This is a genomic window from Syntrophomonas curvata (genome assembly GCF_052976825.1).
On sequence record NZ_CM129641.1, the window covers coordinates 475,671 to 501,265 of the forward strand.

A 25,595-nucleotide genomic window follows, 5' to 3' on the forward strand; every position below is an offset into this window, starting at 1 on the left:
AAAAGGTGGCATAATGATGGGTTTATTAGAAGTAAAAGACTTGTGTAAAACTTACGGCAGCGGAGATACCAAGGTGGAGGCACTGAAAAATGCGTCCTTTTCGGTCTCCAGAGGGGAGTTTGTGGCCGTGGTGGGAGAATCCGGCTCCGGAAAAAGCACGCTGCTTAACGCAATCGGGGCCCTGGATACTCCGACATCAGGCAAGGTCTTCATTGACGGCAAGGATCTGTTCGCAATGAAAGAAGAAGAGCGGACCATTTTTCGCCGCCGCAACATCGGTTTTATCTTTCAGGCCTATAATCTGATTCCGGAGCTTAACGTGGAGCAGAATATAGTTTTCCCGCTGCTTCTGGATTATAAAAAGCCGGATGCAATATATGCAGAGGAGATTTTAAATGTATTGGGCTTGCTGGACAGGAGAAACCACTTACCCCGGCAGCTCTCCGGCGGACAGCAGCAGCGTGTTGCCATTGGCCGGGCGCTGATTACCCATCCTATGCTCATCCTGGCCGACGAACCGACCGGAAATCTGGACAGCAAAAACAGCAGTGAAGTCATCTCGTTGCTGAAAGCCGCTTCCTTAAGGTATCGGCAGACTATTTTGATGATTACCCACAACAGGAACATTGTTTCAGCTGCCGACCGGGTGCTGCAGGTTTCCGACGGCGTTTTGACCGATCTGGGGGGGCGGGCGGAATGAAAACCTATCTGGATTTAGTCGGAGAGTACGCCCGGGCGCATAAGAAAAAGAACCGTATCACGATCCTGTGTATTGCCATTGCGGTGTGCCTGGTGACGGCAATCTTCGGTATGGCGGATATGGAAGTCCGAACCCGAACCATAAGTGCGATCAAAGACTATGGGAAATATCATGTCTTATTTAAGGACATCGATAACGAAACCGCAGATCTGATTGGCAGCCGTGCTGATACAGCGGTCTCCGGCTGGGTGCATCATATTGGCTATGGCAAGCTCAATGGCAAGCAACTTGAAGTATTGTGCAGCGAAGAAGCGATTTCGCGTGAGATGGGTCTTGCCGTCATAAACGGACGCTACCCGGAGAAGCCGGATGAGGCCTTGCTCGACAGGCAAGCCGTAGAACAGTTTGGCATTTCTCTGTGCGATAGGATTACTGTAACCCTTCCCGGTGGAATGGAAGGGAAATATACCATTGTCGGCGTTTATGGCGACTTTGCAAGCCTTAAGGTACAGGATGCTCACGGCATGATTTTACCAAGTGAAGGACTAAAAGCAGTTACCGCCACTGCCGATGTGAGCCGCTACTATGTTCAATTCAAAAACGGCGTCAATATGCGCCAGGCCATAGATGAAATCAAGGCCAATTACAATCTCTCGGACCAACAGGTGCATGAAAACACTGTGCTTCTGGCCTTGGTGGGGCAGAGCCGCGATAGTTATATGATGAAGCTTTATATGACGGCAGCCGTCCTGTTTCTTCTGGTGCTGGCAGCCGGAGCCCTGATGATCGCCAGCAGCTTCAACATGAGCGTTCTTGAACGTGTTCAGTTCTTCGGGTTGTTGCGATGCCTGGGGGCATCCAAGGCACAGGTCGGGAAATATGTTATGCTGGAGGGAATTCAGTTCAGTTTAAAAGGAATTCCCATTGGTTTGGTGATGGGAATAATCATCGTTTGGGTTTCGACAGCGTTCTTAAAGTACGTAAATCCCGCTTTTTTCAGAGATATGCCCTTATTGGGCATTAGCTGGCCGAGTTTGCTGGCAGGCATTGCGGTAGGCTTTTTTACAGTGGTCCTGGCCTCCCTTTCCCCCTGCCGAAAGGCGGCCAAGGTGTCTCCTCTAAGTGCAGTAACGGGAAATGTAGATCAAAACAGCATGACGCAGTATAAAGCAGCGGCGAGAACCAAGCATATAAGGGTTGATACTGCGATGGGGATTCAGCATGCTTTTGCCAGCAAGAAGAACATTCTGTTAATGATGGGTTCCTTTGCTATCAGTATTGTCCTGTTTCTATCCTTCAGCGTCATGATTAACTTTATGCATCAAGCGGTAAAGCCTCTCAGACCCTACGTACCAGATATTTCTATTGTCAGCGGAGATAACAGTTGCTCCCTGGATCCGAAATTGCCGGAACAGATTAAAAACAATCATGATGTAAAGCGCGTCTACGGACGGATGTTTGCCCACGACATCCCCGCAGCAAGCAGCGGAGGCGAGGGCAAGCTAAACCTCATCTCCTATGAGCAGAATCAATTTAACTGGGCCGGGGAAGAATTGACCCGGGGAAGCATTGATAAGGTGATAAAGGGAAAAGGGGATGTCCTGCTGGTTTATGCGGAAGATTCTCCATGGCAGATCGGCGATTCCATTACCTTAAAACTCCCTTCAGGCGATAAAACGGTTAAAATTGCAGGGATGCTGGCTACCAGCCCCTTTGATTCCGCCCCCGGAACCCAAACCGTTATTTGTTCGGAAAACCTGTTTCGGGACTTGACTGGAGCACGGGGATATACCGTTATCGATATACAACTCGCCGAGGGCGCGGGTGATGATACGGTTGACCGGATGCGCAGCCTGGCCACATCGCAGATGAGGTTCTCCGACCGACGGCAAAGCAATGATGAAGCCAGGACGGCATTTTACTCCTTTGCCATCTTTGTTTATGGATTTCTGTTTATTATTGCCTCCATCACGGTATTTAACATCATAAACAGCATAAACATGAGCGTTACCGGACGGATGAACCAGTATGGCGTAATGCGGGCGGTAGGGATGGCAGGCAAACAGCTTCACCGCATGGTGATTGCCGAAGCTGCTGCCTATTCCATCTGCGGGTGTATAGCGGGATGTGTTCTGGGTCTGCCCCTGCACCGGGTTATCTTTCAGGGGATGATAACCTCCCGCTGGGGTTTGCCGTGGGAGGTTCCGTATGCTGCCCTTGCAGCGATTGCTGCCATTACTGTTTTAACCGCGCTTTTATCTGTCATCGGACCAGTAAAGAAGATTAATAAAATTGACATTGTAAATGTGGTAAATTCCCTGTAGACGTGGTAATACTGCTCAAAATGCAGGTTCCCATTATAATTTCCGGCTCCCTGGCTCGACCATATGGATATAACCAGTTAATCTCCGGCAATGGAACCTTTTATAGTATGATATAACTAATAGTTGCCATGGGAGGGGGAAAATATTATGGGGAAAATAAAAGCTGCGCTGGTCTGTCTGATGATTATTGCTCTAATGGCCCCAGGACCAGCTTTAGCGATAAATATTAGTCCTGTCGGGGTTCCGATTAACAGCCAGGATAGCTCAACCGCCGGGGAGCATAATCTCATTAGCGGGGAAGAGGCGGTGCTATCTTTTACCAGGGCCTTCCCGGAGTTAACCCGGGGAGTGAAGCTGGAAGCCGAGCAGGAAGGATGCTCCTTTGATGGCCGCCCGGCCTGGGATTTGGGTTCACCGGAAATTGGGGCTAGACCCGGCTCCGGTCACCAGGTGCTGAGCGGCTCGGTTGATGGGGCAACCGGCAGAGTGCTGACCATGAATTATAACCCGCTGCCTGATTATTACCGGGGGAAACAGGTCAAGTTGACCCGGGAGCAGGCACGGCAGAAAGCGCAAAGCTTCCTGTCGTCAATGGTCCCCGGGATGACAGGTTCCCTCAAGCTCAATCAGGGGGTTATGCCTTCATTTAATCCCAACGCCAGCCTGACTGCTTATTACAGTTTTTCCTGGACTCGAATGGCTGACGGGGTGGCGGTAAACTGGGAGCAGGTTATGATCGGGGTGGATGCCTATACCGGGCTGATTACCCATTATAACAACAGTTGCAAGGACAATCAGTTTTCCCCGGGAAAAATCAATATCTCCCGGGACGAAGCCGTTGCCGTCTTGTTTAACCAGGCCGGAATTTATCCTGCTTATAAATACGCCGCAGCTAAAGACAGTCATATCGCCAGGCAGCTTATTCCGGTCTATGAACTGAACACAGAGGCCGTGTATATTGATGCCCTTAGCGGCAAGTTTTTGGATTACCGGGGGCAGGAACTCAATCGGGAGCAAATCAAGATTTATAACAGCGAATTTGCACCGCTGCCGAACAGTCCCGCCATTAATGAGCCTGAATTGACTGAAAAAACCGACCCCCGCCAGGCTCTGGAAACTGCGGTTGAGTTTTTACGCACAGCAGGGTTTGAGGGCGAAGTTACAAGGAGTGGGGGAGGAGGAGGCAGTGGCCCCGGATACAGGGATGAACACTGGTTCTATAGTCCCGTAAATGATGAGGACGGAACCCAGTCCGGGTTTAGAGTAGAGATAGACGCCTATTCCGGTGAAGTTTCCGGATTTTATAAAAGCGAAAACAACTCTGACATCAGCAATCCCGTTAGCCCGGAGCAGGGGCTGCAAATCGCCTGGCAGGCTATAAAAAAATACAGCCCGGAAAAAGAAAGCCTGCTGACGCTTAAGCAAACAACCGGCAACGATTCTGAGCCGGGAAAACACACTTTCACCTTTATCCGGCTGCTAAACGGCATACCTTTTGACAGGGACAGCATAACCGTCACCATCAGCCGGCAAAATGGTGATGTGCTGGGCTACCACATTAGATGGGGACCAGTTCAATGTAATGCCTTAAACCAACTGCTGGATCAAAACAGAGCCCAATCAATCCTGGCGCAGCAGTTAAATGTCGAATTGGTACGCATGGCTGCACTCGACAAGCGTTATAAAGAAACCGGAGAAACCCGGCTGGCCTACCTGATTTCTCCTTCCCGGGCAGATGCCCTTAGCGGCGCTATGATATACGGGGGAAAAACAGACCCGGCGGCCAATACCGCAAAAGCATCTTCAGCCGGCCACTGGGCAGCACCGGCTTTATCCATGTTAGATGAAAACGGCCTGCTTACGGATACCGTTAATCCCGATGACACCGTAACCCGGCGGGAAGCATTGAAAACAGTACTTGCGGCGACCAATCCCCGGGCCTTTTACGCTTATGCCCGCACCAAGCAGGTGCCGTTGGACATAAAGGCCGAAGACCCTGACTATGATGCCTTTGCCCTGGCAGCAAGCCGAGGAATTATCTCCCATCAGGCGGAGTTTGACCCCGATGGCCATATAAACCGCGAAGAACTGGCGGTCTGGGCAATAAAAGGCCTGGGCTACGACAATATTGCCCGAATAAAAAACCCTATCGGCACCCCGGTTCAAGACGCAGGTAAAATTAGCCCTGACCGACGTAATTATGTGGGCCTGGCTCATGGATTAGGTATTCTAACTCCGGATGCACAGAACAATTTGCGCCCGCAGGATATGGTGTCCCGGGCCGAAATGGCGATAACCGCCAGCCGCATACTGGCTCTGGCTCCTTCCGGGTATTAAACATAAGGGCCCGTACCCACCTTTTAAGAGCGGACTTGTACGGATCGTTCCGCTGCCGCTCCCGGGCTAAACTATATCGGATATGGCCTGGGCCAGTTGATTCAGGTTGCAGCATTCAAAAACCCGGGTGCAATATTTCTGGTAAACTAAAATCTCGCTGTCACCGCTACCCCAGTCATCTTTAGGTTCGGGATCAAACCAGTAGATTCGTTTCACTCTCCTCTGGATATCTTTTAGAATATCAGGGTTGGTGGCAAACCAGTTGGTTCGGGCATCACCAAAAATCAATACATAAGCCCTGGAGGAGAGCTCTTTACCGTAGCGTTCTCTAAATGAGGCCAGGGATCGCCCGTAGTTGGTATAGCCGCTATTTCCGCAGACATTGGCTTCGGTCAATACTTTTGACCTTAAATGCGCATAAGATTCCTTTTTAATAAGTGAAGTTATCTCATCGGTTTCGTCTATAAAAGCAAAGCTTCTTACCTGGCGGTAGAATTTTTCCAGCAGGTAAACCAGGCTTAAGGAAAAATAGCTGAAATGCAAGCATGACCGTGAGACATCACAGAGTGCGAATATTACCGGTTTTTCAGGGGCTTTCTTTTTAACCCGGATATCTATCGGAACCCCGCCGGTGCTCATGCTGGAACGTATAGTCCGACGGAAATCAAGACGCCCTATCCGGTGATGGCGCTTCTTCATAATTATTTTGGCTGCCATCCGTTTGCCCAGCAGGGGAATGAGCTGCTCCATTTTCCGAATGTCCTCGGCTGAGGCCGAATAGGTCGCGGTATAGAAATCCAAGGCGAACCAATCTTTATGACGGTGGTCTGCATCCGCTGGGTGGGGGCAGCTTGGCTGGCCGCTGCTTTGCTGCATCTCCTTTTGCCTGCCGCTGGCCTGACCGGAGCCGATAACGTCCATAGCAATAGCATCAGCGTGCTTTAATTCTTTCTCCGGTGGCGATGGGACTAATTTATGGAAATGAAAATTTTTGTTATAAATTGCTTGAAAAACAGGGATAAAGGCTGATTCCTTGAGCAATGTGCACAGCAGGGCGGTGTAGAATACCGTCTCGGTTGACCAGTCGGTCAAGGCCAGGGAGCGATAGCAGTCTTCCGCCGCTACGGGGCTAACCGATATGCCTGCCCCCCGCAGATCTTCAATAAAACGCTGAATCTGACCGGAAATTGCATTCATACCTATGCCTCCGAGTTAGTTTTAAGCTTTGGTGAGCTTGGTTCTAACTTTATTTATATCCTCCTGGTACTTGAGTATGACGTTCAGGGTCTCTGCCATGAAATCGGGGCTGATGTCTTCCCGCCCCATAGCCAGCAAGGAGCAGGCCCAGTCTATGCTTTCCGCTATGCTGGGCTGTTTGCGCAGATTCATCCGGCGGATTTGCTGCAGGGCTTCCACCAACTGGAGGGATAGGCTTTGGCTTAGACGGGGAACCCGTAACTCCAGGATCATCTTTTCAATTTCCGCCCGGGGAAAGTCCAGATAAAGGTAGAGGCAGCGGCGCTTTAAGGCCTCCGATAATTCGCGGGTGGCGTTGGAGGTTATAAATACGAAAGGTATATGGCAGGCCTTGATCGTACCGAACTCGGGGAGGGTTACCTGGAATTCGGAAAGCAGTTCCAGCAGCATGGCTTCAAATTCAAAATCTACTTTATCGATTTCATCGATCAGCAGGCAGCTTCTTTCTGCACCGGTAATTGCCTGCAATAAAGGCCGCCTTAACAAAAATTCTTCGGAAAATATCTCCTTCTCAACTTCGCTTACAGTAAAGTTCTGATTGGCTGTCGCCTGGATATGCAGGAGCTGCTTCTTATAGTTCCATTCGTATAGCGCTCTGGTCTCGTCAATGCCTTCATAACACTGCAGCCTGATCAGAGGCAGTCCTTTCATGGCGGCAAAAGCACAGGCGATCGAGGTTTTTCCGACTCCAGCCGGGCCCTCTGCCAGTATCGGCTTACGCAACTGCTCTGCCAGGAATAATACCGTAGCCGCCCCATCATCGCAAATATAGCCGGCGCGATGCATTCCTTCCTTGATTATTTTAATTTCTTCCATTGAATTCCCCCCTGGTTTTAGTGAGGCAGACCCAGTATGCTATTGACCAGATTCTGTTTGGAAAAGTGGCCGCTGGAAAGCCAGTACATCGGTCCTTCCCGGCCCAATAGATTCCTGCGGATATTGGCCGGGGAAACACCCTCGCGGTAGAGGACCCCAACCCTGGACCGCAGTTCTTCCATGAAAGTGATTTTCCTTTTTAACGCCAGCCCGCCGTTGGGAACAGCCCCGGCAACCCCGCAGAAAACGGTCTCAATATCGAGATTTTCCAGTTTATGAAGAGACGATAAAATTTGATTGAAGTCCTCATCCTGACGCAGGTATTTAACCTTCTCGCCGCAAAACATATCTCCGGTGAAAAGCATTTTGGCCTGGGGTTCATATATACATATATGATCGGGTGAATGACCGGGCGTATGGAGTACATCGAAAGTGTGCCTGCCGGTGTCAAGGGTCTTGCCCAAGGCATAGCCTGAAGACGGTTCCGGATAGTTCCATACCAGATACTGATATAATTTCAAACGGGCCCGGCGGGGCTCGAGCAGGAAAGGCAGAGCTTCTGCGGGGGCGTAAATTTTGGCCTTGAAATGATTCTGCAGCAAGAGGTTATTGCCGGTATGATCCTCGTGATGATGGGTATTGATTATGGTGCTTATGGTTTTGCCGTTCAGAGCCGATAATAGCTCGCCAGCGGCGTAAATGGTGCCGGTATCTATAAGGGTTTCCCCGATTAAAAAGCAATGGACATAGTACAATACCTTTTTGCCGATGTTGCGCCCCATTCGCAATAACGTAACTGAATCGCACTGTTTAGTCTCCAACAATTCGTTTTGCCTCCTTTACACGGGAGTAAAATCCGCTTTTTGCACCTCCTTCAAAAAGTCGTTTAACCATTCAGCCCGAGTCTCCTGACTCTTTATGCCATACTCCAGTATAGATATCCTAAGGGGGCTGACCTTTCTGCTGATCATACTTGCCCGTGCTTTTTGCAGGTCGGCTATAGTTTTTGCTACCGTATCCATCTGCTGTCTTATCTTTGCGGTTGCAGTCTCTTTATCCAAATACTGAATGTAATTACAGCGGACAAAGAAAGTATCCTTGCGGAAAAAATCGTAGCGAAAAGATCTTTCCTCCCCTTCGCTGCTTTCCAGCCATTGCCGAAAATCTTTCCGGCCTGCTGCAGTTATAGAATAAACGTGACGACTGGGAGCACCCTCCTGGTGTTCAACGTTTTTCCGGATTAGGTCAGCCTGTTCCAGCTTCTTTAACAGCGGGTATAACTGGCCGTCATTTATCCCGAAATCAGCAAACATCTTTTGGAATGCCGTGGATTTAAGCTGATAGCCGTGTAGTGAGCGCTCCATCAAAGCGCCCAAGAGCATATACTTTAACATGCTGATTTTCCTCCGAATGTAAGTTTAAACATATATTACAATTAAGGTATATTAATGTCAATATATAAAATTGCTTCGGTTCTATTGAATCCGGAAAAATAATGCTGAACGGAAATGAATGGACGGTTAATTAGCTTCCATGCTCCAGGCTGGACAGAATATCGCCGAAATCGTGATATTCCAGGGCCGGGAGGCCCTGGTCAATACAGTACTTGTACAGAGTGCCTTTGGCATATACCATATCGGCCTGCCGGGCCGGGCAGATGTCGGAATAGCCGTCGCCGATATAGACCGCCTGGCTGTCGGCGTCCTTTAATTCCCCCATCAGGCTGGTCTTGCAGGTTCCGCAGTTGCCGCAGGTCCGGTTGAGATAGGGGCATTCTATGCTAAAACCGCCGTTATAGACCAGCCGGTTGGCGTAGAAGGGTATGCTTAGCTGATATTTACTCAGGATGATCCGGATGTTGAAATCATAACCGTCACTTAATATGTAGACCGGATAATCCTTATCCCGGCACCATTGCCAGAAATCGATGAAAAAGGGATCGATGTCGATACCCTCTACGAGCTTTTTAAGCTCTCCGGGGGTGGCATCAAAAAGCTCGAAGGTACGGTTGGCGCACTCTTCGGTGGATATCTCTTTATTTTCCCATCTGCGGTTGAGTTCTTCCCAGCCTGCACGGGCATAGGCCTGTACCATGGCCCGGCAGGTGTCGGTTATGGTTATGGTGCCGTCAAAGTCTATAAAGAATTCCTTTTTCATTATTTCCTCCAAAGGTTAATCAGCTTCCGGGATGCCGCTTCTACATCATTACTGCCCAGTATGGCTGATATCAGGGATATGCCGTCAATTCCGGTTGCTTTTACTTCTTCCAGATTGGATATTCCGATTCCCCCTATGCCAACAACCGGGATGGAAACCGCTTGTTTTATTTTTTGCAAATTCCCGGTCCCGATGGGTTCGCCGGTATCCGCTTTACTGCCGGTAGGAAACACGGTTCCGGCACCCAGGTAATCGGCTCCGTTGCGCTCTCCAAACAGCGCCTGTCCTCGATTGGCGACGGAATAGCCCAGGATTTTCCCCGGCCCCAACAGCTTACGGGCAATTTTGAGGGGCAGGTCCTCCTGTCCGATATGGAGTCCGTCGGCATCTACGGCCAGGGCTATGTCCAGGCGGTCGTTTATTATCAGGGGTACATGATAGTGATTCACCAGTTCCTTCATCTTCAAAGCAATATTGTAAAAATCAAGGCTGGAGATATTCTTTTCCCGCAGCTGTACCAGGGTAACCCCGCCTTTTATAGCTTCTTCCACGGCCTGGAACAAATTCCTGCCCTTAAGCATACTCCGGTCACTGACCAGGTAAAGGCTGTAGTCTACAGGCATTGCAGCTTGCCCCCCTTCAGCATATCGTCCTCAGTTAAGGTGTAGACGGAGTCAAACAGTTTAGCCCGGAAAGTACCGGGCAGTACTGCCGGAAGGGATTGGGCGGCTCTTTCTCCTGCCAGGCCGAAGGCCATAATGGCAGCGGCGGCGGCGGCCAGAGCATCATCATCGGCTCCAACCGCAGCCGCTACCAGAGCCCCCACCATACAGCCGGCTCCGGTAATCATGGTCAGCAGAGGGGTACCGTTTTGTACCAGCCAGGTTCTTCTCCCATCACTTATGATATCCGTTGCTCCCGTAGCGGCAACAACGGTGCTATATTTTTCCGCCAGGCTCTGGCAGGCTTCTATAGCGTCATCGCCGTCATCGATTGAATCTACTCCTCTCACTTTACCCTGGTATCCGGCCAGAGACTTGATTTCCCCCATATTCCCCTTGATAACGGTGACCGGTCCGCAATTAAAGAGTTCTTCAATGAAGCTGGTCTTATGGCTGATAGCTCCGCAGGCTACCGGATCCAGTATAACCGGCTTTTTAAGCTCAGCTGCCCGCCGGGCTGCCAGCAGTGCGGCATCTTCCTGTTCTTTAGTAAGGGTACCCAGGTTTATATAGAGGGACGAAGCCAGGCCTACAAACTCCTCCGCCTCGATTCGGGCCTCGCACATGGCCGGGGATGCGCCAAAACAGAGAAGAATATTGGCACAGTCGTTTATGGTTACATAATTGGTAATGGCCTGCACCAGAGGAGTCTTCTCCTTTACCGCACGTAAACAGGCATTCATTTTCTCCAGCATACCATTGTCTCCTTTCCTTAGCTTTTTGCGTTCTCCGTGTCTGCTTTTGCAAGCATTGACCACATGCACCGAATCATCTAACCGCTACCACACCCGCCTTGCGGTATAGTTCATAAAAATGGTGGGTCGGCCCGGCGCCATGACCCAGCGGCAGGGAGTTGGCTATGGCTATATGGATGTACTCTTTGGCTTTCCTTATTGCTTCGGCTGCGCCGTACCCCTTAGCCAGATAGGCGGCGATGGCCGAAGAAAAGGTACAGCCGGTTCCGTGGGTATTGGGGGTAAAAATACGCTTTCCCTTTAGATGATCAAGCTTCTTGCCGTCAAAAACCACGTCGATAGCATCACCGGTTAAATGTCCGCCTTTCACTATGACATTACCGGCCCCCAGCTCGTGGATTTTTAGCGCTGCTTTTTCCATGGCCGCTATGCCGTCAATCTTATCTCCGGTTATAACTTCGGCTTCAAACAGGTTGGGGGTGACTACCGTTGCCAGGGGGAACAGGTTCTGTATCAGGGCATTTTTTGATTCCGGCCGCAGCAGGTGGCATCCGCTTTTGGAAACCATGACCGGGTCGACTACGATATTGCCGGCCTTATGTTTCCGGAGGCAGTCAGCTATAGCTGCAATAACCTCAATACTGGATACCATGCCGATTTTAACCGCGCTAACGGCAATATCCTCAAAAAGGCAGTTGATTTGCGCCTGAACCATGTCCCCATCCAGCTCTCTTACCTGGAACACCCCGGTGGTATTTTGAGCGGTGACAGCAGTTATTACGGTCATGCCATAAGTGCCAAGGGCGCTGAATGTCTTGAGGTCGGCCTGTATCCCCGCTCCTCCGCAGGAATCAGAACCGGCGATGCTAAGTACGTTTTTCATTTTAGTTCCTCCTTCAGTCGGGAAGTAAGCATTTTAACCCCTGCCTAAAGAGTAAAAGCAACAAAAAAAGATGCACAAGCAAATGCATCTTCAAATTATCCCGATACAGTTACTTTCCTACGTTAGAATTACCTAGACAGGTTCAAAGGGTCAAGCCGTAGCGGCTTTCTCAGCTTTCGCTCCCCCAGTAATCTGTGGTTGATGTTATTCTGTTGTCTATTAAACTATCTTACAACCTGCCCCCCCTGTCAAGGTATAAAATCAAGACAAGGCTAAATAATCTTACCGCACCGGTTTGTATCCTTAATGCAACAAGTTGGCGACAAAAAGGAAACATTGGTTCTAATTGGCATAAAAGGGAACAGGCCTTTATACGCCGGTGTTTTTTGCAAAGAGCACCGGATATGGGGAAATAATGGGCACATGCCGAAGTGCGAACAAATAAAAGGGGCCTGTAAAAATTAAAATTTATAAAAAGCGCCTTCCTGGTATGGCATTTGCAAAAGGCTGGCGGTAAAGAGTCCGGAAAAACGCAGGGGGGTGAAATATGCGGTAAACAGAGCATAATCCAACTGAAACCGGTCCCAAACCTGTTCAAGTAAACCATTTCTATTACAATCCGGGACTCTAAGTTCACGTTGCGATTGAATTTAGGTTCACCAATAAGCGAAGGGATAATTTGCTTGCTTATTATCCTGCCGTTGCAGGGTGAACCCGACCCGGCAGTCCAAGCAGAGACCTTTCCCCGAAATATATTTATTCGATAAAACGGTAAGAACAATATTTGTGAAAAAAAGCACACATTGGCCTGTAGGACAGAAACGTCGTAAGACAGTATAAGCGGAGGTGTAAAAAGTGGATTGGTTGGCTTCTTTAGGCATACTGATAGGTATTGCCCTGCTCATCTATTTGGCTTTCAAGGGTGTCAGTATATTGATCATCGGACCTATTACTGCTGTTCTTATTATTTTGACCAATGGTATGGACTTGATTCCGGCGCTTTTTTCTGATTCCAACTCGTATATGGTCGGTCTGGGCAATTTTATCACCAAGTACTTTATAATTTTTATTCTGGGAGCGATTTTAGGCAAATATCTGGAGGACAGTAAGGCGACGGTTACAATCGCCAACAGCGTACTAAAATTGACGGGCCGTTCTAATCCCTATGCTGTTCTGATAGCCGTATTTATCATTGGCGCCCTGCTGACCTTTGGCGGGGTAAATATATTTATTGTTATTTTCACCATCGTGGCCCTTTCCAGACCGTTGTTCCGGGAACTGAACATACCCTGGCATCTCCTGTTGGCACCTATGGTTCTGGGCTGCGCTACCTTTACCATGACTATGTTCCCGGGCTCCCCCTCTATTCAGAATGTCATTCCCACCGTATTGGGTACGACCCTGACGGCTGCCCCCCTGATAGGTATCGTTGCTTCAATCACGGTAACGGTATGGGGATTGCTGTATATGAAATGGCAGTTGAAAATAGCCCTGGACAACGGGGAAGAGTATGTAAGAACCGCAGCCGACGGCAATGCCGGTGCCAGTACCGGTGAAATCCCTTCCCTGGGGGCTGCCTTGGCTCCGATGGTAGTTCTCATAGCAATTATATTGATTGGCAGTGCCATGAAAATATCCGATGTAATCATACCAGCCCTCTTAGCTGCAATTATTGTTGCGGCTATAGTGTTGAATAAGTTCATACCGCATCAGCTGGGCACGCTAAATGCAGGTGCTGCAAATGCCATGTCCCCGGCGATTTTTACTGCTGCCGCGGTTGGAGTAGGCATTGTCGCTGCTTCAGCACCGGGTTTTAAGGTTATTTTAGGTCTTATTGGCAGCCTGCCTGGCGGGGCCCTGGTAGAGATGTCAGCCATAACTGGTTTTCTGGCCGCTGTAACCGGTTCCTCATCGGGGGCGCTGGGAATTGTAATGCCTGCATTCAGCGGAGCCTGGCTGGCTACCGGAATCGCCCCCGAGGTAATTCACCGGATAAGCGCTATCGCTTCCGGGGGGTTATCCTGCATGCCCCACAGCGGAGTAGTTTTCGCTTTGATGGCTATTACCGGCTTAACCCATAAACAGTGTTACAAGCACATCTTCTGGGTAGGTTTGGTGGGAAGTACAATTGCTTTGATAGTATCCATTATCATGGCTGTTTTAATGTACTAGCCCTGGCGGCCTTAAGGCCGTGCCCCGAGGCAGCAGCACCTATGAAAAAGGGTGGGCAGCTTTGCCGGTAAATGATTATGGAAGCGGAATACATTGGAATAACCAGGTATAACGCGGGAAATAATTAGAGAAAGCCTATGCTTAAGGTAAGTAGAAGCGCATAAAACCGGGTCATTATGGCGCTTTCTACTTATCTGCATTTCCTGACGGTAGTCAGGGCGGAGGGGGGAGGGAGGTGTGCTGCAGCCACACCCCCCCGGAGGTTAATCTGGATAAAACAACATCAATGCTGAATACTATGATTCATTTCGATCCTAATCAATTCGTTAAACGCCTTTCTAACTTCCGGATTCTGGTACAGCCGACCCATGATATTAAAAAGGCCGGTGATATACTGATAGGTTTCTCTTTCCAGTTCAGTAACGCTCATTTCGCCTTTCCCCACGATATATGCCATGGCGTCCAACTGGCTGAAAAAGTTGGCCATAGCCTTATAAAAGAAAGGCTCTATATCCTTGATATTTTGCTCGGTCACAGGAGGTTCAATAATAGGTCCTCCATTTTCATAAAAATAGGCCAGATCCCGATTAAGGTCAGCATTGATTAGATTAGTGATCTCTTTCTTGTTTTCAAAATATCGGGTTGCCAGTTTTTTTAGCATGTTTTTCTGGGCTTCACGCACCCGTCCGCCCAGATCCAGATAAGACTGGCCCAGATAATCCTTTAGCTCCGCTCCCAACGAATAAACCTCTTCGGTGCAACGCGGGCAGGTGACAGATACGGTTGGTCTCACTTGTATTTTATTAGCTAGCATTTTATGACCCCCTTAAATCGTCCGTTTTAAAGCAGACTAAAAATTACAGCCGGTAGTTTATTTGGAAAGCGACCCTCCTTCAGGGAAATATTTATGTGATACTATTCACAATCTTTTTTAAAAAATTTTTGCCCTTTCTGACTGTTTGTGAATGAGTTCACTTTATGAATTCATTATATATCTTTTAGGAGTAAATGTGAATAACTTCACTATTATTATTAACTTATAGGCGGATAAAAAATATTTATTGGCCCCATCATCCGAGGAAGAGGGTATGAGGGGGCGGCCGAGTGCATTTACGCATTAAACCAAATAGGATGAAGTATTCATCTTGTATCCAGGTTTTAGGCGATTTGGGTAGCGGCCTGGGACAAAGTGTAACCACTTACTCAATGATGCGCCTTTGCCATGATGTCTGGACAGCCGATTCTGCAGCGGGTAGAAGATCCTTAAATGCAAGCAGCGAAGGGGGTTGCGGTTAATACTTACGCCCCCGTCGAGGCAGCTGTTTCATGGTGCCGATAGTCTGGCATGATAACTGCATATAACCCCCGACGGGATCCTTAAATGCAGAGAAAAGTTGGATAAGAGCACTTGTGTTTATTGAAGCCCGGAATGGACGGGAGGTGATTTTTTGGAATGGCAAAACCTCATTTACGAGAAAGAAGATAATGTTGCTATTGTGACCTTGAACCGACCTGAGGTCTATAACGCAATAGATGAGCGCATAATGAGGGAGCTCAATGAGCTGATGAATGAGGTAGCAGTTGATGCTGGGATCAGAGCATTGATTCTGACAGGTGGGGCCGGGGTATTTTGTGCCGGAGCGGATATCGGGTTTGCTCAAAACGCTGACCCTATAGAGGCCATGGAATTTACCGCATTATGTAACAAGGCGGTAAACAAGATGGCTAATCTTGACATACCTGTGATAGCAGCAATAGCTAAATTGGCTTTAGGCGGCGGCTGTGAGCTGGCTCTGGCCTGTGATATCCGCATTGCTTCTATCGGAACCAGGATCGGGCTGCCGGAGGTTAATTTAGGAATAATCCCGGGTACCGGGGGAACCCAGCGTATGACCAGGTTGGTCGGGGAAGGCTGGGCCAAGCAGCTTATTTTAACCGGTGAACCGATAGATGCCGAAACAGCCCTGAGCATGGGCTTAATTACCAAAGTAGTACCAGCCGGCTCGTTGATGGATGAAGCTAAAAAAATGGCGGCTGAACTGGCCGCCAAACCTCCTATAGCGTTAAAGATGGCTAAAAAAAGTATAAATTATAGCGGCAACGTCGATTTAGGCTCGGGGCTGGAATATGAACAAAAATCCTGCTCAATGTTATTTGCGACCGAAGATCAAAAAGAAGGCATGAGAGCTTTCATGGAAAAGCGTCGGCCTGTCTACCAGGGCAAGTAGCTTCGGACATAATAGAAAAACTTGTAGGAGGGAGTTATTTTGAACTACAGAGAAGAATATCAGCGCAAACTTGTTCCAGTAGATGAAGCAGTTAAAGTGGTAAAGTCGGGGGATTTGGTTCATTATGGCGAATTTATGATGAGTTCCATGTACCTTGACGCAGCTCTGGCCTGCAGGGTGGAAGAACTGGAAAACGTAATGGTAAGGGCTACTGCTTGTCCCTTTCCCCCTAAAATAGCAGTGGCTGACCCGGAAAGGAAGCATTTCATATACAGTGACTGGCATTTTACCGGGGCGGAAAGGAAACTACAGGCCAAGAATCTCTGTAATTACATCCCGGGAACCTACCATGAAGGCCCGGCAATAGTTGACCGTTATGTTCCGGTAGATGTAGCCATGATAAAAGTGACTCCGATGGACAAACATGGCTTCTTTAACCTGGGTACCTCCAGTTCACTTACGCCGTCTGTTATCAAGACAGCCCGTACCGTCATTGCCGAGGTGAATAGTTCGATACCCAGATGCCTGGGCGGCAATGGAGAATGCATACACCTATCCGAAATTGATTATATAGTCGAAGGGGACCACCGGCCTTTGATCGAATTGCCTGAGGTACCCACGACTGAGGTGGATGGAAAGATTGCCGGCCTGATAATGAAGGAAATACCTGATGGCGCTTGCCTGCAGCTTGGAATTGGAGGTATGCCCAACGCTATCGGAGCCATGATTGCCAGATCCGACCTGAAGAACCTGGGGGTCCACACCGAAATGCTGGCGGATTCCTATGTTGATATGTACGAAGCCGGGCGTATAACCGGCATCCATAAAACACTGGACAAAGGCAAGATGGTCTATACTTTTGCCATGGGCTCAAAACGGCTTTACGATTTTCTGGATGACAATCCTGTATGCGCCATCTATCCCGTAGACTACACCAATGATCCTTATATAATAGCCCAGAATGATAATGTGATGGCCATAAACAATGCTCTGGAGGTTGACCTTTATGCCCAGGTTGCATCTGAAGCATCAGGGTTCAAACAGATTTCCGGGACCGGGGGACAGATGGATTTTATCGTAGGCTCGTTCAAATCCCGGGGAGGCAAGGGATTTATCTGTATATCGTCCACCTACCAGGATCCCCAGGGTAATATACACTCCCGGATCAGGCCTGCCCTTAGTCCCGGAACCGTTGTTACCCTCCCCCGGTCTTTGAACTACTACGTAGCAACTGAGTACGGTATGGTTATGCTGAAGGGCAAATCTACCTGGGAACGGGCGGAGGCACTTATAAATATTGCGCACCCGGATTTCAGGGAGCAACTGATTGGGGAAGCCCGGAAGATGAATATATGGAGCAGAAGCAACAGGATAAACTGATAAGTGTAACCGCGAAGTTGGGCCTGAAGAATTTTTTGAAGGAAGGAATTAAAATGGCTGCAAATTTCTCCTATAATACCAGAGATATAAAGTTTGCCTTAAAAGAATGGCTCCCTACCGAAGAAATATTTTCCTATGACAAATATAACGGCTATTACTCCAAACAGGACCTCGACATGATGGTGGATCAGGTTTACAAGATGTCTTCCGATTTGATTGCTCCGACTAACGACGACGGGGAGAAGTCTCCGGTTTACTTCGACAATGGCAAGGTGTACCTGCCGGCATCATTTAAGAAATTATACAGATACATTCAGGAAAATGGCTGGGGGGCTGCCAATATAGATGAGGCAGCGGAAGGAACTATCCCCTATACCGTGTATTTGCCCCTCATGGAAATAATGTCGGCTGCCAATCCGGCGTTTATGGCTTATATTGGCTTGACCAACGGCGCTGCAGGACTTATTCAATCTTATGGCAGCGAGCAGGTTAAAAAAATATTTCTTCCCCCGCTGATGGACGGCAGTTGGGCCGGAACCATGTGCCTGACCGAACCTACGGCCGGTTCAGATGTGGGGGACATCCTTGCCAAAGCTTATCCTACCGATGATCCCGGTATATACAGAATAAAAGGCAGCAAAATATTCATCACCGGTGGTGATGGCGACCATGCCGACAACTTTGTTCATCTGTTCCTGGCCCGGATCGACGGGGCAAAACCGGGAGTTAAAGGTATTTCCCTGTTTGTAGTTCCCAAGTACTGGGTCAATGAGGACGGAACCCTTGAACCTAATGACGTGGAAACAACCGGGGTCGAGCATAAAATGGGACTCAAGGGCTCGGCTACGGCAGCGCTCGCTTTTGGTGATAACAATAGCTGCCGCGGCTGGCTGCTGGGGAGTTATGATGCGGAAAACAAGGAAGGCCAGGGAATGGCTCAAATGTTCCAGATGATGAACGAAGAACGGGTTAATACCGGGATGCTGGCGCTTTCCGTAACTGCCAATGCCTACTGGAATGCAGCGGCTTATACCGGCGAGCGGGTTCAGGGGCGGCTGATGACTAATCCCGGGGCAGGCCGCACTCAAATAATCAACCATGAAGATGTAAAAAGGATGCTGCTCCTCAATAAAGCCACTACCGAAGCCTGTCGGGCCATATTGCTAAAGACCGCATACTATATTGATGTGGAGCATCATGATCCCAACCCTGACCGGAGGAAGTGGGCTGGCGGTATGGCTCAATGCCTGACCCCGGTAGCCAAGGCTTATACCAGTGACGAAGCCTGGTCCTTAATCGGTGAATCAATCCAAGCCTATGGCGGTTATGGCTATTGTGAAGAATATCCGGTAGCTCAGGCGGCTCGCGACGTTAAAATCTATTCCATCTGGGAAGGAACCAATTATATCCAGTCCATGGATCTTTTGGGACGAAAGTGGGTAATGGGTAAAGGCGCCGTTTTTGCCGGATTGCTTAAGGAAATAGATTATTTCATTAAAAAAAATAAAGATACGACAGTAGGGTTTGAAAAAGAATTTATCAATCTTGGTAGGGCCCTGCAGTCTTATCTGGCAATCCAGAAGCTGATGGCCGGTTACATGGCCGATAAGCAGTTTGGTTTGATTCCCACCTTTTCACGCCGGATTCTAACTGCTACCGGGCAACTGGTGGGGGCGTACTATCTGCTGGATCAGGCTCTGGTTGCGGACAAGCAGATGAAGGAACTGGCTGAAGAGCACTACGATTATAATTTCTACCGTGGCAAGGTGGCTTCTGCCCGCTACTTCCTGCGTAATGTTGTCCCTAATGTATGGTTGGTTGAGGAGCTGGTAGCAGATGGGGATAATACTGTTATCGATGTGCCGCCGGAAGCATTCCAGTACTAGGTCGGTTAGAAAACCCGCTACGCGGGGCGACTCACCGCCCTGGTATTTTAGATAGTATCATTCCTCTTCCATGGCAGTGCCAAGGCTGATTTAAGCCTTGGCACTGCTCCTCTGCTCAATTGCTTGGTAAAGGGCAAATCCTTATTAGCCCCATGTTCACACCTGCCTTGTTTTCTTGTTATCCGCCGTGCTACTGAATACCGTAATCGTTAAGGCGCCTATACAGGGTTTTACGTGAGATGCCCATGGCTTTGGCCACTTCGCTCTTATTGTACTTATATTTGGACAGGTACTCCATAATAAGCTGTTTTTCCTTATCGGGCACGGCTGAATTAACCCTGATCCGGGGCTGCCCCCGGTAGCCGGTATTGTCGGCCAGGTCACTGTTCAGATACTCGGATATTAAATCGTAAGTAATTATATTGCCCGGTGCCAATTGCACCGCACCTTCAATTACGTTTTGAATCTCTCTTATATTACCCGGCCAATCGTAATGCAGAAAAGCTTCTATCACTTCCGGTGCCAGAGTCATAGTTGGTTTGGCAAAGCGAGTGCAGATTCTCTCCAAAAAGTGTTTCGCCAGCAGGAGGATGTCATCCGGTCTTTCCCGCAAAGGCGGAATGGTGATCTTAATTACCCCGAGACGATAATATAGATCCTGGCGGAAGCGATTGCGTTTTAGTTCTGTTTCCAGATCCTTATTGGTGGCAGCGATGATTCGCACATTGACCGGAATAAGCCTGGTTCCCCCCAGACGAATGACCGTCTTTTCTTCCAGTACCCGGAGCAACGATGCCTGCAAGTCCAGTGGCATATCGCCAATTTCATCCAGGAAAATGGTGCCTTGGTCGGCCAGCTCAAACTTCCCAATATTACCGCCCTTTCGAGCTCCGGTAAAGGCTCCCTCATCATACCCGAAGAGCTCGCTGGCAATAAGGTCGCGGGGCAAGGCAGCGCAATTAATGGCCACATAGGGGTGGTTTCTCCTGGAACTGGCGTTATGCATGGCTTGGGCGATTACATCTTTTCCGGTGCCGCTTTCACCCAGCAACAGAATGTTGGAGGAAGACGAGGCCGCCGCCCGGGCTGTTTTTACGACCTGCAGAAATTTGGGATCACTACCAATAATATTATCAAAAGTAATCTTGGCGCCCCCGCCCACCCATTTCCTGACCAGGTGGTTGATACGCTGGCTTTCCCTGACTATGACAACGGTACCTGAGCCGGATGCCTTACAGGGATTGTTCAGGGGATTGCAGGTCACGTTGCAGCTTATGCCGTTATTATCCAGAGTTACCAGTTTGAAATTCTCGTCAGTTATAGTGCGTCCCTGGGTAACTTTGCTGACAAAGTAGTTGTTATCTGCGCTGACCCCCAGAATCTGGGTAACGTTAAAGCCGACAAAAGAATGATGGGGCAGCTGCAGAATACGCGCGCAGCTATCATTCATAAAGGTAACATTGCCGTTCGAATCCAGTGCCAGTACTCCTTCGGACATCGACTCCATAACCGCTTTGTGATACTGATTTACTCTTTCCAAAGCCATTGTTGACATAATATGCTTGGCTGAAGCGACCACCATCCCCAGAGTATGGTTGCTTACCTTGTTGTGAGGCGCAACCATGATTAGAACCCCCCTGATTCTATCCTGGTCGATTATCGGGGCGCAGGAAGAAGCTGAGACATGAGAAAAAAGGCAAAAGTGTTCATAGCCAAAAACGGACACTGGTTTGCCCAAGTCGCAACATAAAGCACCGGCATTAGTTCCTACCAGATTTTCCTCCCAAATAGAGCCTTCAACAAATCGGGCGGATTTAGCCCAGTCCAGTGCTTCCTCATCGCCGATGACCTTTAGTACGCGGGCGTGGGAGTCGCCCAGAGCCACAACAAAACCAGTTCCTGCTACAAATTCATAGAGGTCGTTCATAACCGGCTCACTGACCTGCAGGAGATAGTGAGAAGCCTCCTGAGCCCGGGTTAATTCCTCCTGGGTGCATATATAAGGATTCTGGCGCAGAAAAGGAGATACGCCGGCTGCATAGCTTCGCTCCCAGGAGTATTTAATCTCGGGCCGCAAATCTTCCCGGAAAGAACGTCGTCTATGGAGCTGCAGCCACTTTTTGCGCAGATCGGAATCCTGCATCTTATCATCTCCTTGGGCCATATTGCACTGTTAGTATAACATATGAAAACAGAAAAATGACCCGCTTTGTAACTGTGATAGGTAACAATTTGACGACTTAACGAATGTTTCCGCCCTATTTCTTTAATTATTGATATTATCCTGTTTTGCCGGGATACAGGGTTGGGAAATGCGAAGCGGGCGCGGCGGAAGGATAAGTGAAAAGCAGGGGAAAGGTGGGTGGAACAGGGCATTTGGCTCTGATTGGCGATGTTATTGATGACCGTGGGTTTTTACCTGGTACATAATTTGCGTGTTGGAAAAGTGACTGGGCAGACTTAGGTCTGGTGAAGCTTATCCCCGTCCCTCATCTTGAGGAGCCGACGGGGATATATGTAAAAACAACCGAGGAGATGAAGTATATGAACATTATTCTGATGGGCCCGCCCGGGGCCGGCAAAGGTACCCAGGCCGGCATGCTGGCAAGACGTTTCAGCATTCCTCACGTCTCAACCGGAGACATGTTTCGGAAGGCCATCAAGCAAGGGACAGAGATGGGACTCAAAGCCAAGGCCTTCATGGATGCGGGGCAGCTGGTAACTGACGAGGTAACCATAGGCATCGTAGCCGAGCGGCTGGGGGCTGATGACTGTGCAGAGGGATTTTTACTGGATGGGTTCCCGCGCACCATTCTCCAGGCAGAAGCCCTGGGGGGGATCATGGCTAATCTGGGGCGTAAATTGGATGCGGTGGTAAACATCGACGTCCCCAATGAAGCATTGTTTGGCCGGATGACTGGCCGGCGCATATGCCGTCAATGCGGCGCCACCTACCATATTGCCTTTAACCCTCCGGCCCAAGCAGGCGAGTGCGACCGTTGCCAGGGTGAGTTATACCAGCGCAGTGATGACACCGAGGCCACTGTATCCAACCGTCTACAGGTATACGCGCGGCAAACCGAACCGCTGGTGACATACTACCGGGAACAGGGACTGCTAAAAACCATTGACGGAAGTCAGGAACTGAACAGGGTATTTGCAGATATCTGCCAGGGCCTGGAAAGCTGAATGCTCCGGATGGGGAAGTTCCAAAAAAGCGGCTGCAATTCCCCGGCAATATACGATTACGGATAATACTCAGGATTAATAAATCCCCAGAGTGTTACCCTGGGGTAACACTCTGGGGATAGGGAACGGAATAAGCTTTTACTTCTTAAATGGCTCAGACCGGGGTTATTTCTGGATTCTGAAACCTTATGCGTTCCTTGGGGAGTAAATTTAGCCAAAAATACAAATGTGATTATAGAAATGCCTTTATAAAGGCTTCTCCGCCTATTATCTCCCTTTTCACCGGTAGTATGGCATAGTATTTGCGTATGGCTGAAATATCCTTTCGTTTGGTTGCAGGCGCAGGTAACAATAAACAGCGATCAGGCAAATAACTGCGGGGGAGGTGGCTTTTAACAGCGGCTTAAAACCGAACCAGTGTTGCATTAGATAAAACGGCAAAGATATTTAGGAGGAGAATTATGAGGACATCAAAGCAATACCTTGAAAAACTGGCAGGTATGAGAAAAAACCTCTATATACACGGAAAGCTGGTAGGCAGGGATGATCCCCTGGTAGTTCAAAGGAGCAGGGCAGTTCAATTAACCTTTGAAAAAACCGAGGACCCGGAATTTCAGGATCTAGTCACCGCAACTTCTCACATTACAGGCAAGACTATCAACCGTTTTACCCACATTCACCAGTCTCCTGAAGATTTGCTCAAGAAACAGGAAATGACGAGGAAATTGTGCAATCTTACCGGTGGTTGCATACAGAGATGCATGGGCATTGATGCCATGAACGCTCTTTCCGTATCCACCAAAAACTGTGATTTGCGCCATGGAACCGCCTACCATGAAAGATGGCTCAAGTACCTGGAATATTTCCAGGAAAATGATTTGGTAGCGGCTTGCGCTCAAACCGATGCCAAAGGGGACCGGAGATTCAGACCAGGCGAGCAGCCGGATCCTGACCAGTATCTGCATGTGGTGGAAAGAAGAGAAGACGGAGTTGTGGTCAGGGGAGCAAAACTGCACAACACCATGGCTCCTTATGCCGACGAAATAATAGCTATCCCTACCCGGTATCTCGCCAAAGACGAAACCGATTATGCCATAGCCTTTGCCATTCCTGCTGATACCGAGGGTGTTTATATGATTGGCAGAGAAGGCTATTTTAGCCGCCGCGAACCGGAAACCGAAGCCCCTATCGCTGAATTTGGCGATATAGAGAGTTTCACTGTATTTGACAATGTGTTTGTACCCAATGAAAGGATTTTCCTGAATGGTGAAACGGATATCGGGGGAGGCCTGGCATTATTCTTTGCCCTTTATCACAGGCACAGTTACTGCGGATGTAAACCAGGAGTAAGTGATGTGCTGATGGGAACTACCGCCCTGATGGCAGATTACCTGGGGATAGAAAAGATGCCTCACGTTAAGGAAAAGATGGCGGAATTCATAAGTGTGGCCGAACTTGTATATGCTGCGGGGATTGCTGCCAGCGTAAAGTCTTCCAAGGCCGCTTCTGGTACTCAAATACCAAACGTTATTTTTGCTAACGTAGGCAGAAGACATGCCGGTCATAATATTTACCACGAGTATAATCTGCTTTGCGATGTCGCTGGCGGGTTGCCGGCAACTTTGCCGTTATCCAGCGAGTATAACAGCCCGGTGGTGGGTGAATTTGTGAAAAAATACGTAACCCGCAGAGAGGGTGTCTCGCCTGAAAACCACTATCGTGCCGCACATCTGGCCTGTGACGTCCTGAATTCAGAGCTTGCCACCATATTACAGGTGGCCGGGGTTCATGGAGGCGGGTCTCCGATAATGGAGGATATTGCCATTATGAGCACCTATGACGTTGAATCCAAGAAAAACATGGCCAAGTATCTGGCCGGTATAAAAGACGAGGACAAATAAACAGCCATGCGAAAGGTATTTGAATCCCACTTAGTATAACTGACCCTGACTCCGGTTCTTATGATAAACCAGATTCAATGATGCAACTGCTTGAGAGCACGGTATTAAAATGATAGGGGTTGAGATCAATGACCGAATACAGGATTTATCCGCTGGTAGCAGCAAAAATCGGTGCCGTTAAAGGCGTTGTCACCCAGATGGTTGACATGACTACCCCGATAGTAGCTCCTGTGCTTGCCTATTATCTGGATGGAGGAACGAAGAAGATTCTGGTTGATACCGGCGTATGTGAGCCTGGCCCCGATGGGAATTTTCATGGCTTTCCCATTGTTGATGGCGGGGCTCAGGGCATGATAAAGGCTCTGGCCGGTATCGGCCTCAAACCGGAAGATATCGATATCGTCATAATAACCCATATGCACTTTGACCACGCCGCTAATATCGGGCTTTTCCCCACTGCCCAGTTCATACTGCAAAAAACGGAATGGGAATATGCCAAAGCCCCGCTGCCTATTCAGAGGGGGGTATATTTGACCGAATTGCTGACCCAACTGGAAGGCTATGATTTGGTACTGGCCGATGATGGCTATGAGGTAGCGGATGGGGTAAAGGTTATCTGCGTGCCTGGACATACCAAAGGGCAGCAAGCGACGGTTGTCAATACCAGTGATGGAATCTATGTGCTGTCAGGAGACCTGGCGTACTCCCGGGTAAATATTTATCCTGAAATGACTGAATTTACTGACGCTGCGGGCAATAAAGTACCCTGCACCCCACAAACAGGACATGCTTTTTACCCGCCCGGCATCCACACCGACTTAAGTGACTGGTACAACAGTATCTGGCGGGTATTATCTATAGCCGGTCGTCGCAGCCATATTCTACCCGGTCATGATCCCAGTCTGATTGGAAAGGTCTTTCCGGAAAAATAATTCTGGAACGGAAAGA

20 protein-coding genes and 1 riboswitch are annotated in these 25,595 nt (G+C 49.0%); of the genes, 10 read left to right on the forward strand and 10 right to left on the reverse strand.

Annotated features, from left to right (window positions below; translation table 11 throughout):
• The first annotated feature begins 16 nt into the window (after positions 1-16).
• The 3 genes from ACU70B_RS02210 to ACU70B_RS02220 all read left to right on the forward strand — a co-directional run bounded on the left by ACU70B_RS02210 (position 17) and on the right by ACU70B_RS02220 (position 5,361).
• Positions 17-700, forward strand: a complete 684-nt coding sequence (locus ACU70B_RS02210; protein ID WP_447185686.1) for an ABC transporter ATP-binding protein — start codon at positions 17-19, stop codon at positions 698-700.
• Positions 697-3,024, forward strand: coding sequence for an ABC transporter permease (locus tag ACU70B_RS02215; protein WP_447184731.1), 2,328 nt, complete (start codon positions 697-699; stop codon positions 3,022-3,024). The genes ACU70B_RS02210 and ACU70B_RS02215 overlap by 4 nt, the downstream gene beginning before the upstream one ends.
• Before the next feature lie 147 nt (positions 3,025-3,171).
• On the forward strand, positions 3,172-5,361 hold the full coding sequence (locus ACU70B_RS02220) for a YcdB/YcdC domain-containing protein (protein ID WP_447184732.1): 2,190 nt from the start codon (positions 3,172-3,174) through the stop codon (positions 5,359-5,361).
• A 66-nt stretch (positions 5,362-5,427) separates the two neighbouring features.
• Here the strand turns inward: ACU70B_RS02220 and ACU70B_RS02225 are convergent, their stop codons facing one another.
• From ACU70B_RS02225 to thiD, 8 genes are all read right to left on the reverse strand, one after another.
• Positions 5,428-6,558 (reverse strand): VWA domain-containing protein, encoded by a 1,131-nt coding sequence (locus ACU70B_RS02225; RefSeq protein WP_447184733.1) that lies wholly within the window; start codon positions 6,556-6,558, stop codon positions 5,428-5,430.
• A gap of 21 nt (positions 6,559-6,579) precedes the next feature.
• Positions 6,580-7,434: an AAA family ATPase gene (locus ACU70B_RS02230; RefSeq protein WP_447184734.1), complete on the reverse strand. Its 855-nt coding sequence runs from the start codon at positions 7,432-7,434 to the stop codon at positions 6,580-6,582.
• A 17-nt stretch (positions 7,435-7,451) separates the two neighbouring features.
• On the reverse strand, positions 7,452-8,258 hold the full coding sequence (locus tag ACU70B_RS02235) for an MBL fold metallo-hydrolase (protein ID WP_447184735.1): 807 nt from the start codon (positions 8,256-8,258) through the stop codon (positions 7,452-7,454).
• 15 nt (positions 8,259-8,273) lie between these two features.
• A complete protein-coding gene (locus ACU70B_RS02240; protein WP_447184736.1) occupies positions 8,274-8,828 on the reverse strand; it encodes a helix-turn-helix transcriptional regulator in 555 nt (184 codons plus the stop codon).
• Positions 8,829-8,958: 130 nt separating this feature from the next.
• Positions 8,959-9,591 (reverse strand): MtnX-like HAD-IB family phosphatase, encoded by a 633-nt coding sequence (locus ACU70B_RS02245; RefSeq protein WP_447184737.1) that lies wholly within the window; start codon positions 9,589-9,591, stop codon positions 8,959-8,961.
• Positions 9,591-10,214, reverse strand: coding sequence for a thiamine phosphate synthase (thiE, locus tag ACU70B_RS02250; RefSeq protein WP_447184738.1), 624 nt, complete (start codon positions 10,212-10,214; stop codon positions 9,591-9,593). The genes ACU70B_RS02245 and thiE overlap by 1 nt, the downstream gene beginning before the upstream one ends.
• Positions 10,205-11,008, reverse strand: a complete 804-nt coding sequence (thiM, locus tag ACU70B_RS02255; protein WP_447184739.1) for a hydroxyethylthiazole kinase — start codon at positions 11,006-11,008, stop codon at positions 10,205-10,207. The genes thiE and thiM overlap by 10 nt, the downstream gene beginning before the upstream one ends.
• 73 nt (positions 11,009-11,081) lie before the next feature.
• Complete coding sequence (thiD, locus tag ACU70B_RS02260) at positions 11,082-11,891, reverse strand: bifunctional hydroxymethylpyrimidine kinase/phosphomethylpyrimidine kinase (RefSeq protein ID WP_447184740.1); 810 nt, start codon at positions 11,889-11,891, stop codon at positions 11,082-11,084.
• Between the two features lie 97 nt (positions 11,892-11,988).
• A riboswitch (TPP riboswitch) is annotated at positions 11,989-12,087 on the reverse strand.
• 659 nt (positions 12,088-12,746) lie between these two features.
• Here thiD and ACU70B_RS02265 point away from each other — a divergent pair.
• Positions 12,747-14,063 carry a GntP family permease gene (locus tag ACU70B_RS02265; protein WP_447184741.1) on the forward strand — a complete coding sequence of 439 codons (1,317 nt, stop codon included), beginning with the start codon at positions 12,747-12,749 and terminating at the stop codon, positions 14,061-14,063.
• Positions 14,064-14,346: 283 nt separating this feature from the next.
• Here ACU70B_RS02265 and ACU70B_RS02270 read toward each other — a convergent pair whose 3' ends face one another.
• Positions 14,347-14,877 (reverse strand): hypothetical protein, encoded by a 531-nt coding sequence (locus tag ACU70B_RS02270; protein ID WP_447184742.1) that lies wholly within the window; start codon positions 14,875-14,877, stop codon positions 14,347-14,349.
• A gap of 634 nt (positions 14,878-15,511) precedes the next feature.
• On the opposite strand from ACU70B_RS02270, the gene ACU70B_RS02275 reads away from it, so the two are divergent.
• Genes ACU70B_RS02275 through ACU70B_RS02285 form a run of 3 tightly spaced genes read left to right on the forward strand, consistent with a single transcriptional unit; the run spans position 15,512 to position 19,557 of the window.
• Complete coding sequence (locus tag ACU70B_RS02275) at positions 15,512-16,291, forward strand: enoyl-CoA hydratase/isomerase family protein (RefSeq protein ID WP_447184743.1); 780 nt, start codon at positions 15,512-15,514, stop codon at positions 16,289-16,291.
• A 39-nt stretch (positions 16,292-16,330) separates the two neighbouring features.
• On the forward strand, positions 16,331-17,671 hold the full coding sequence (locus tag ACU70B_RS02280; RefSeq protein ID WP_447184744.1) for an acetyl-CoA hydrolase/transferase family protein: 1,341 nt from the start codon (positions 16,331-16,333) through the stop codon (positions 17,669-17,671).
• Positions 17,644-19,557: an acyl-CoA dehydrogenase family protein gene (locus ACU70B_RS02285; protein ID WP_447184745.1), complete on the forward strand. Its 1,914-nt coding sequence runs from the start codon at positions 17,644-17,646 to the stop codon at positions 19,555-19,557. Before ACU70B_RS02280 ends, ACU70B_RS02285 begins: the two co-directional genes overlap by 28 nt.
• Before the next feature lie 190 nt (positions 19,558-19,747).
• Here ACU70B_RS02285 and ACU70B_RS02290 read toward each other — a convergent pair whose 3' ends face one another.
• Positions 19,748-21,700: a sigma-54-dependent Fis family transcriptional regulator gene (locus tag ACU70B_RS02290; protein ID WP_447184746.1), complete on the reverse strand. Its 1,953-nt coding sequence runs from the start codon at positions 21,698-21,700 to the stop codon at positions 19,748-19,750.
• Between the two features lie 401 nt (positions 21,701-22,101).
• Here ACU70B_RS02290 and ACU70B_RS02295 point away from each other — a divergent pair, with 401 nt between their 5' ends.
• From ACU70B_RS02295 to ACU70B_RS02305, 3 genes are all read left to right on the forward strand, one after another.
• On the forward strand, positions 22,102-22,746 hold the full coding sequence (locus tag ACU70B_RS02295; RefSeq protein WP_447184747.1) for an adenylate kinase: 645 nt from the start codon (positions 22,102-22,104) through the stop codon (positions 22,744-22,746).
• A gap of 461 nt (positions 22,747-23,207) precedes the next feature.
• Positions 23,208-24,647, forward strand: coding sequence for a 4-hydroxyphenylacetate 3-hydroxylase family protein (locus tag ACU70B_RS02300; protein ID WP_447184748.1), 1,440 nt, complete (start codon positions 23,208-23,210; stop codon positions 24,645-24,647).
• Positions 24,648-24,775: 128 nt separating this feature from the next.
• Positions 24,776-25,579: an N-acyl homoserine lactonase family protein gene (locus tag ACU70B_RS02305; protein ID WP_447184749.1), complete on the forward strand. Its 804-nt coding sequence runs from the start codon at positions 24,776-24,778 to the stop codon at positions 25,577-25,579.
• Positions 25,580-25,595: the final 16 nt, after the last annotated feature.

Excerpts from the sequence above, each read along its gene's own strand:
- ACU70B_RS02210 (WP_447185686.1), top strand. The coding sequence starts at position 17 with ATGGGTTTATTAGAAGTAAAAGACTTGTGTAAAACTTACGGCAGCGGA.
- ACU70B_RS02215 (WP_447184731.1), top strand. The coding sequence starts at position 697 with ATGAAAACCTATCTGGATTTAGTCGGAGAGTACGCCCGGGCGCATAAG.
- ACU70B_RS02220 (WP_447184732.1), top strand. The coding sequence starts at position 3,172 with ATGGGGAAAATAAAAGCTGCGCTGGTCTGTCTGATGATTATTGCTCTA.
- ACU70B_RS02225 (WP_447184733.1), bottom strand. The coding sequence starts at position 6,558 with ATGAATGCAATTTCCGGTCAGATTCAGCGTTTTATTGAAGATCTGCGG.
- ACU70B_RS02230 (WP_447184734.1), bottom strand. The coding sequence starts at position 7,434 with ATGGAAGAAATTAAAATAATCAAGGAAGGAATGCATCGCGCCGGCTAT.
- ACU70B_RS02240 (WP_447184736.1), bottom strand. The coding sequence starts at position 8,828 with ATGTTAAAGTATATGCTCTTGGGCGCTTTGATGGAGCGCTCACTACAC.
- ACU70B_RS02245 (WP_447184737.1), bottom strand. The coding sequence starts at position 9,591 with ATGAAAAAGGAATTCTTTATAGACTTTGACGGCACCATAACCATAACC.
- thiE (WP_447184738.1), bottom strand. The coding sequence starts at position 10,214 with ATGCCTGTAGACTACAGCCTTTACCTGGTCAGTGACCGGAGTATGCTT.
- thiM (WP_447184739.1), bottom strand. The coding sequence starts at position 11,008 with ATGCTGGAGAAAATGAATGCCTGTTTACGTGCGGTAAAGGAGAAGACT.
- thiD (WP_447184740.1), bottom strand. The coding sequence starts at position 11,891 with ATGAAAAACGTACTTAGCATCGCCGGTTCTGATTCCTGCGGAGGAGCG.
- ACU70B_RS02270 (WP_447184742.1), bottom strand. The coding sequence starts at position 14,877 with ATGCTAGCTAATAAAATACAAGTGAGACCAACCGTATCTGTCACCTGC.
- ACU70B_RS02285 (WP_447184745.1), top strand. The coding sequence starts at position 17,644 with ATGGAGCAGAAGCAACAGGATAAACTGATAAGTGTAACCGCGAAGTTG.
- ACU70B_RS02290 (WP_447184746.1), bottom strand. The coding sequence starts at position 21,700 with ATGCAGGATTCCGATCTGCGCAAAAAGTGGCTGCAGCTCCATAGACGA.
- ACU70B_RS02295 (WP_447184747.1), top strand. The coding sequence starts at position 22,102 with ATGAACATTATTCTGATGGGCCCGCCCGGGGCCGGCAAAGGTACCCAG.
- ACU70B_RS02300 (WP_447184748.1), top strand. The coding sequence starts at position 23,208 with ATGAGGACATCAAAGCAATACCTTGAAAAACTGGCAGGTATGAGAAAA.
- ACU70B_RS02305 (WP_447184749.1), top strand. The coding sequence starts at position 24,776 with ATGACCGAATACAGGATTTATCCGCTGGTAGCAGCAAAAATCGGTGCC.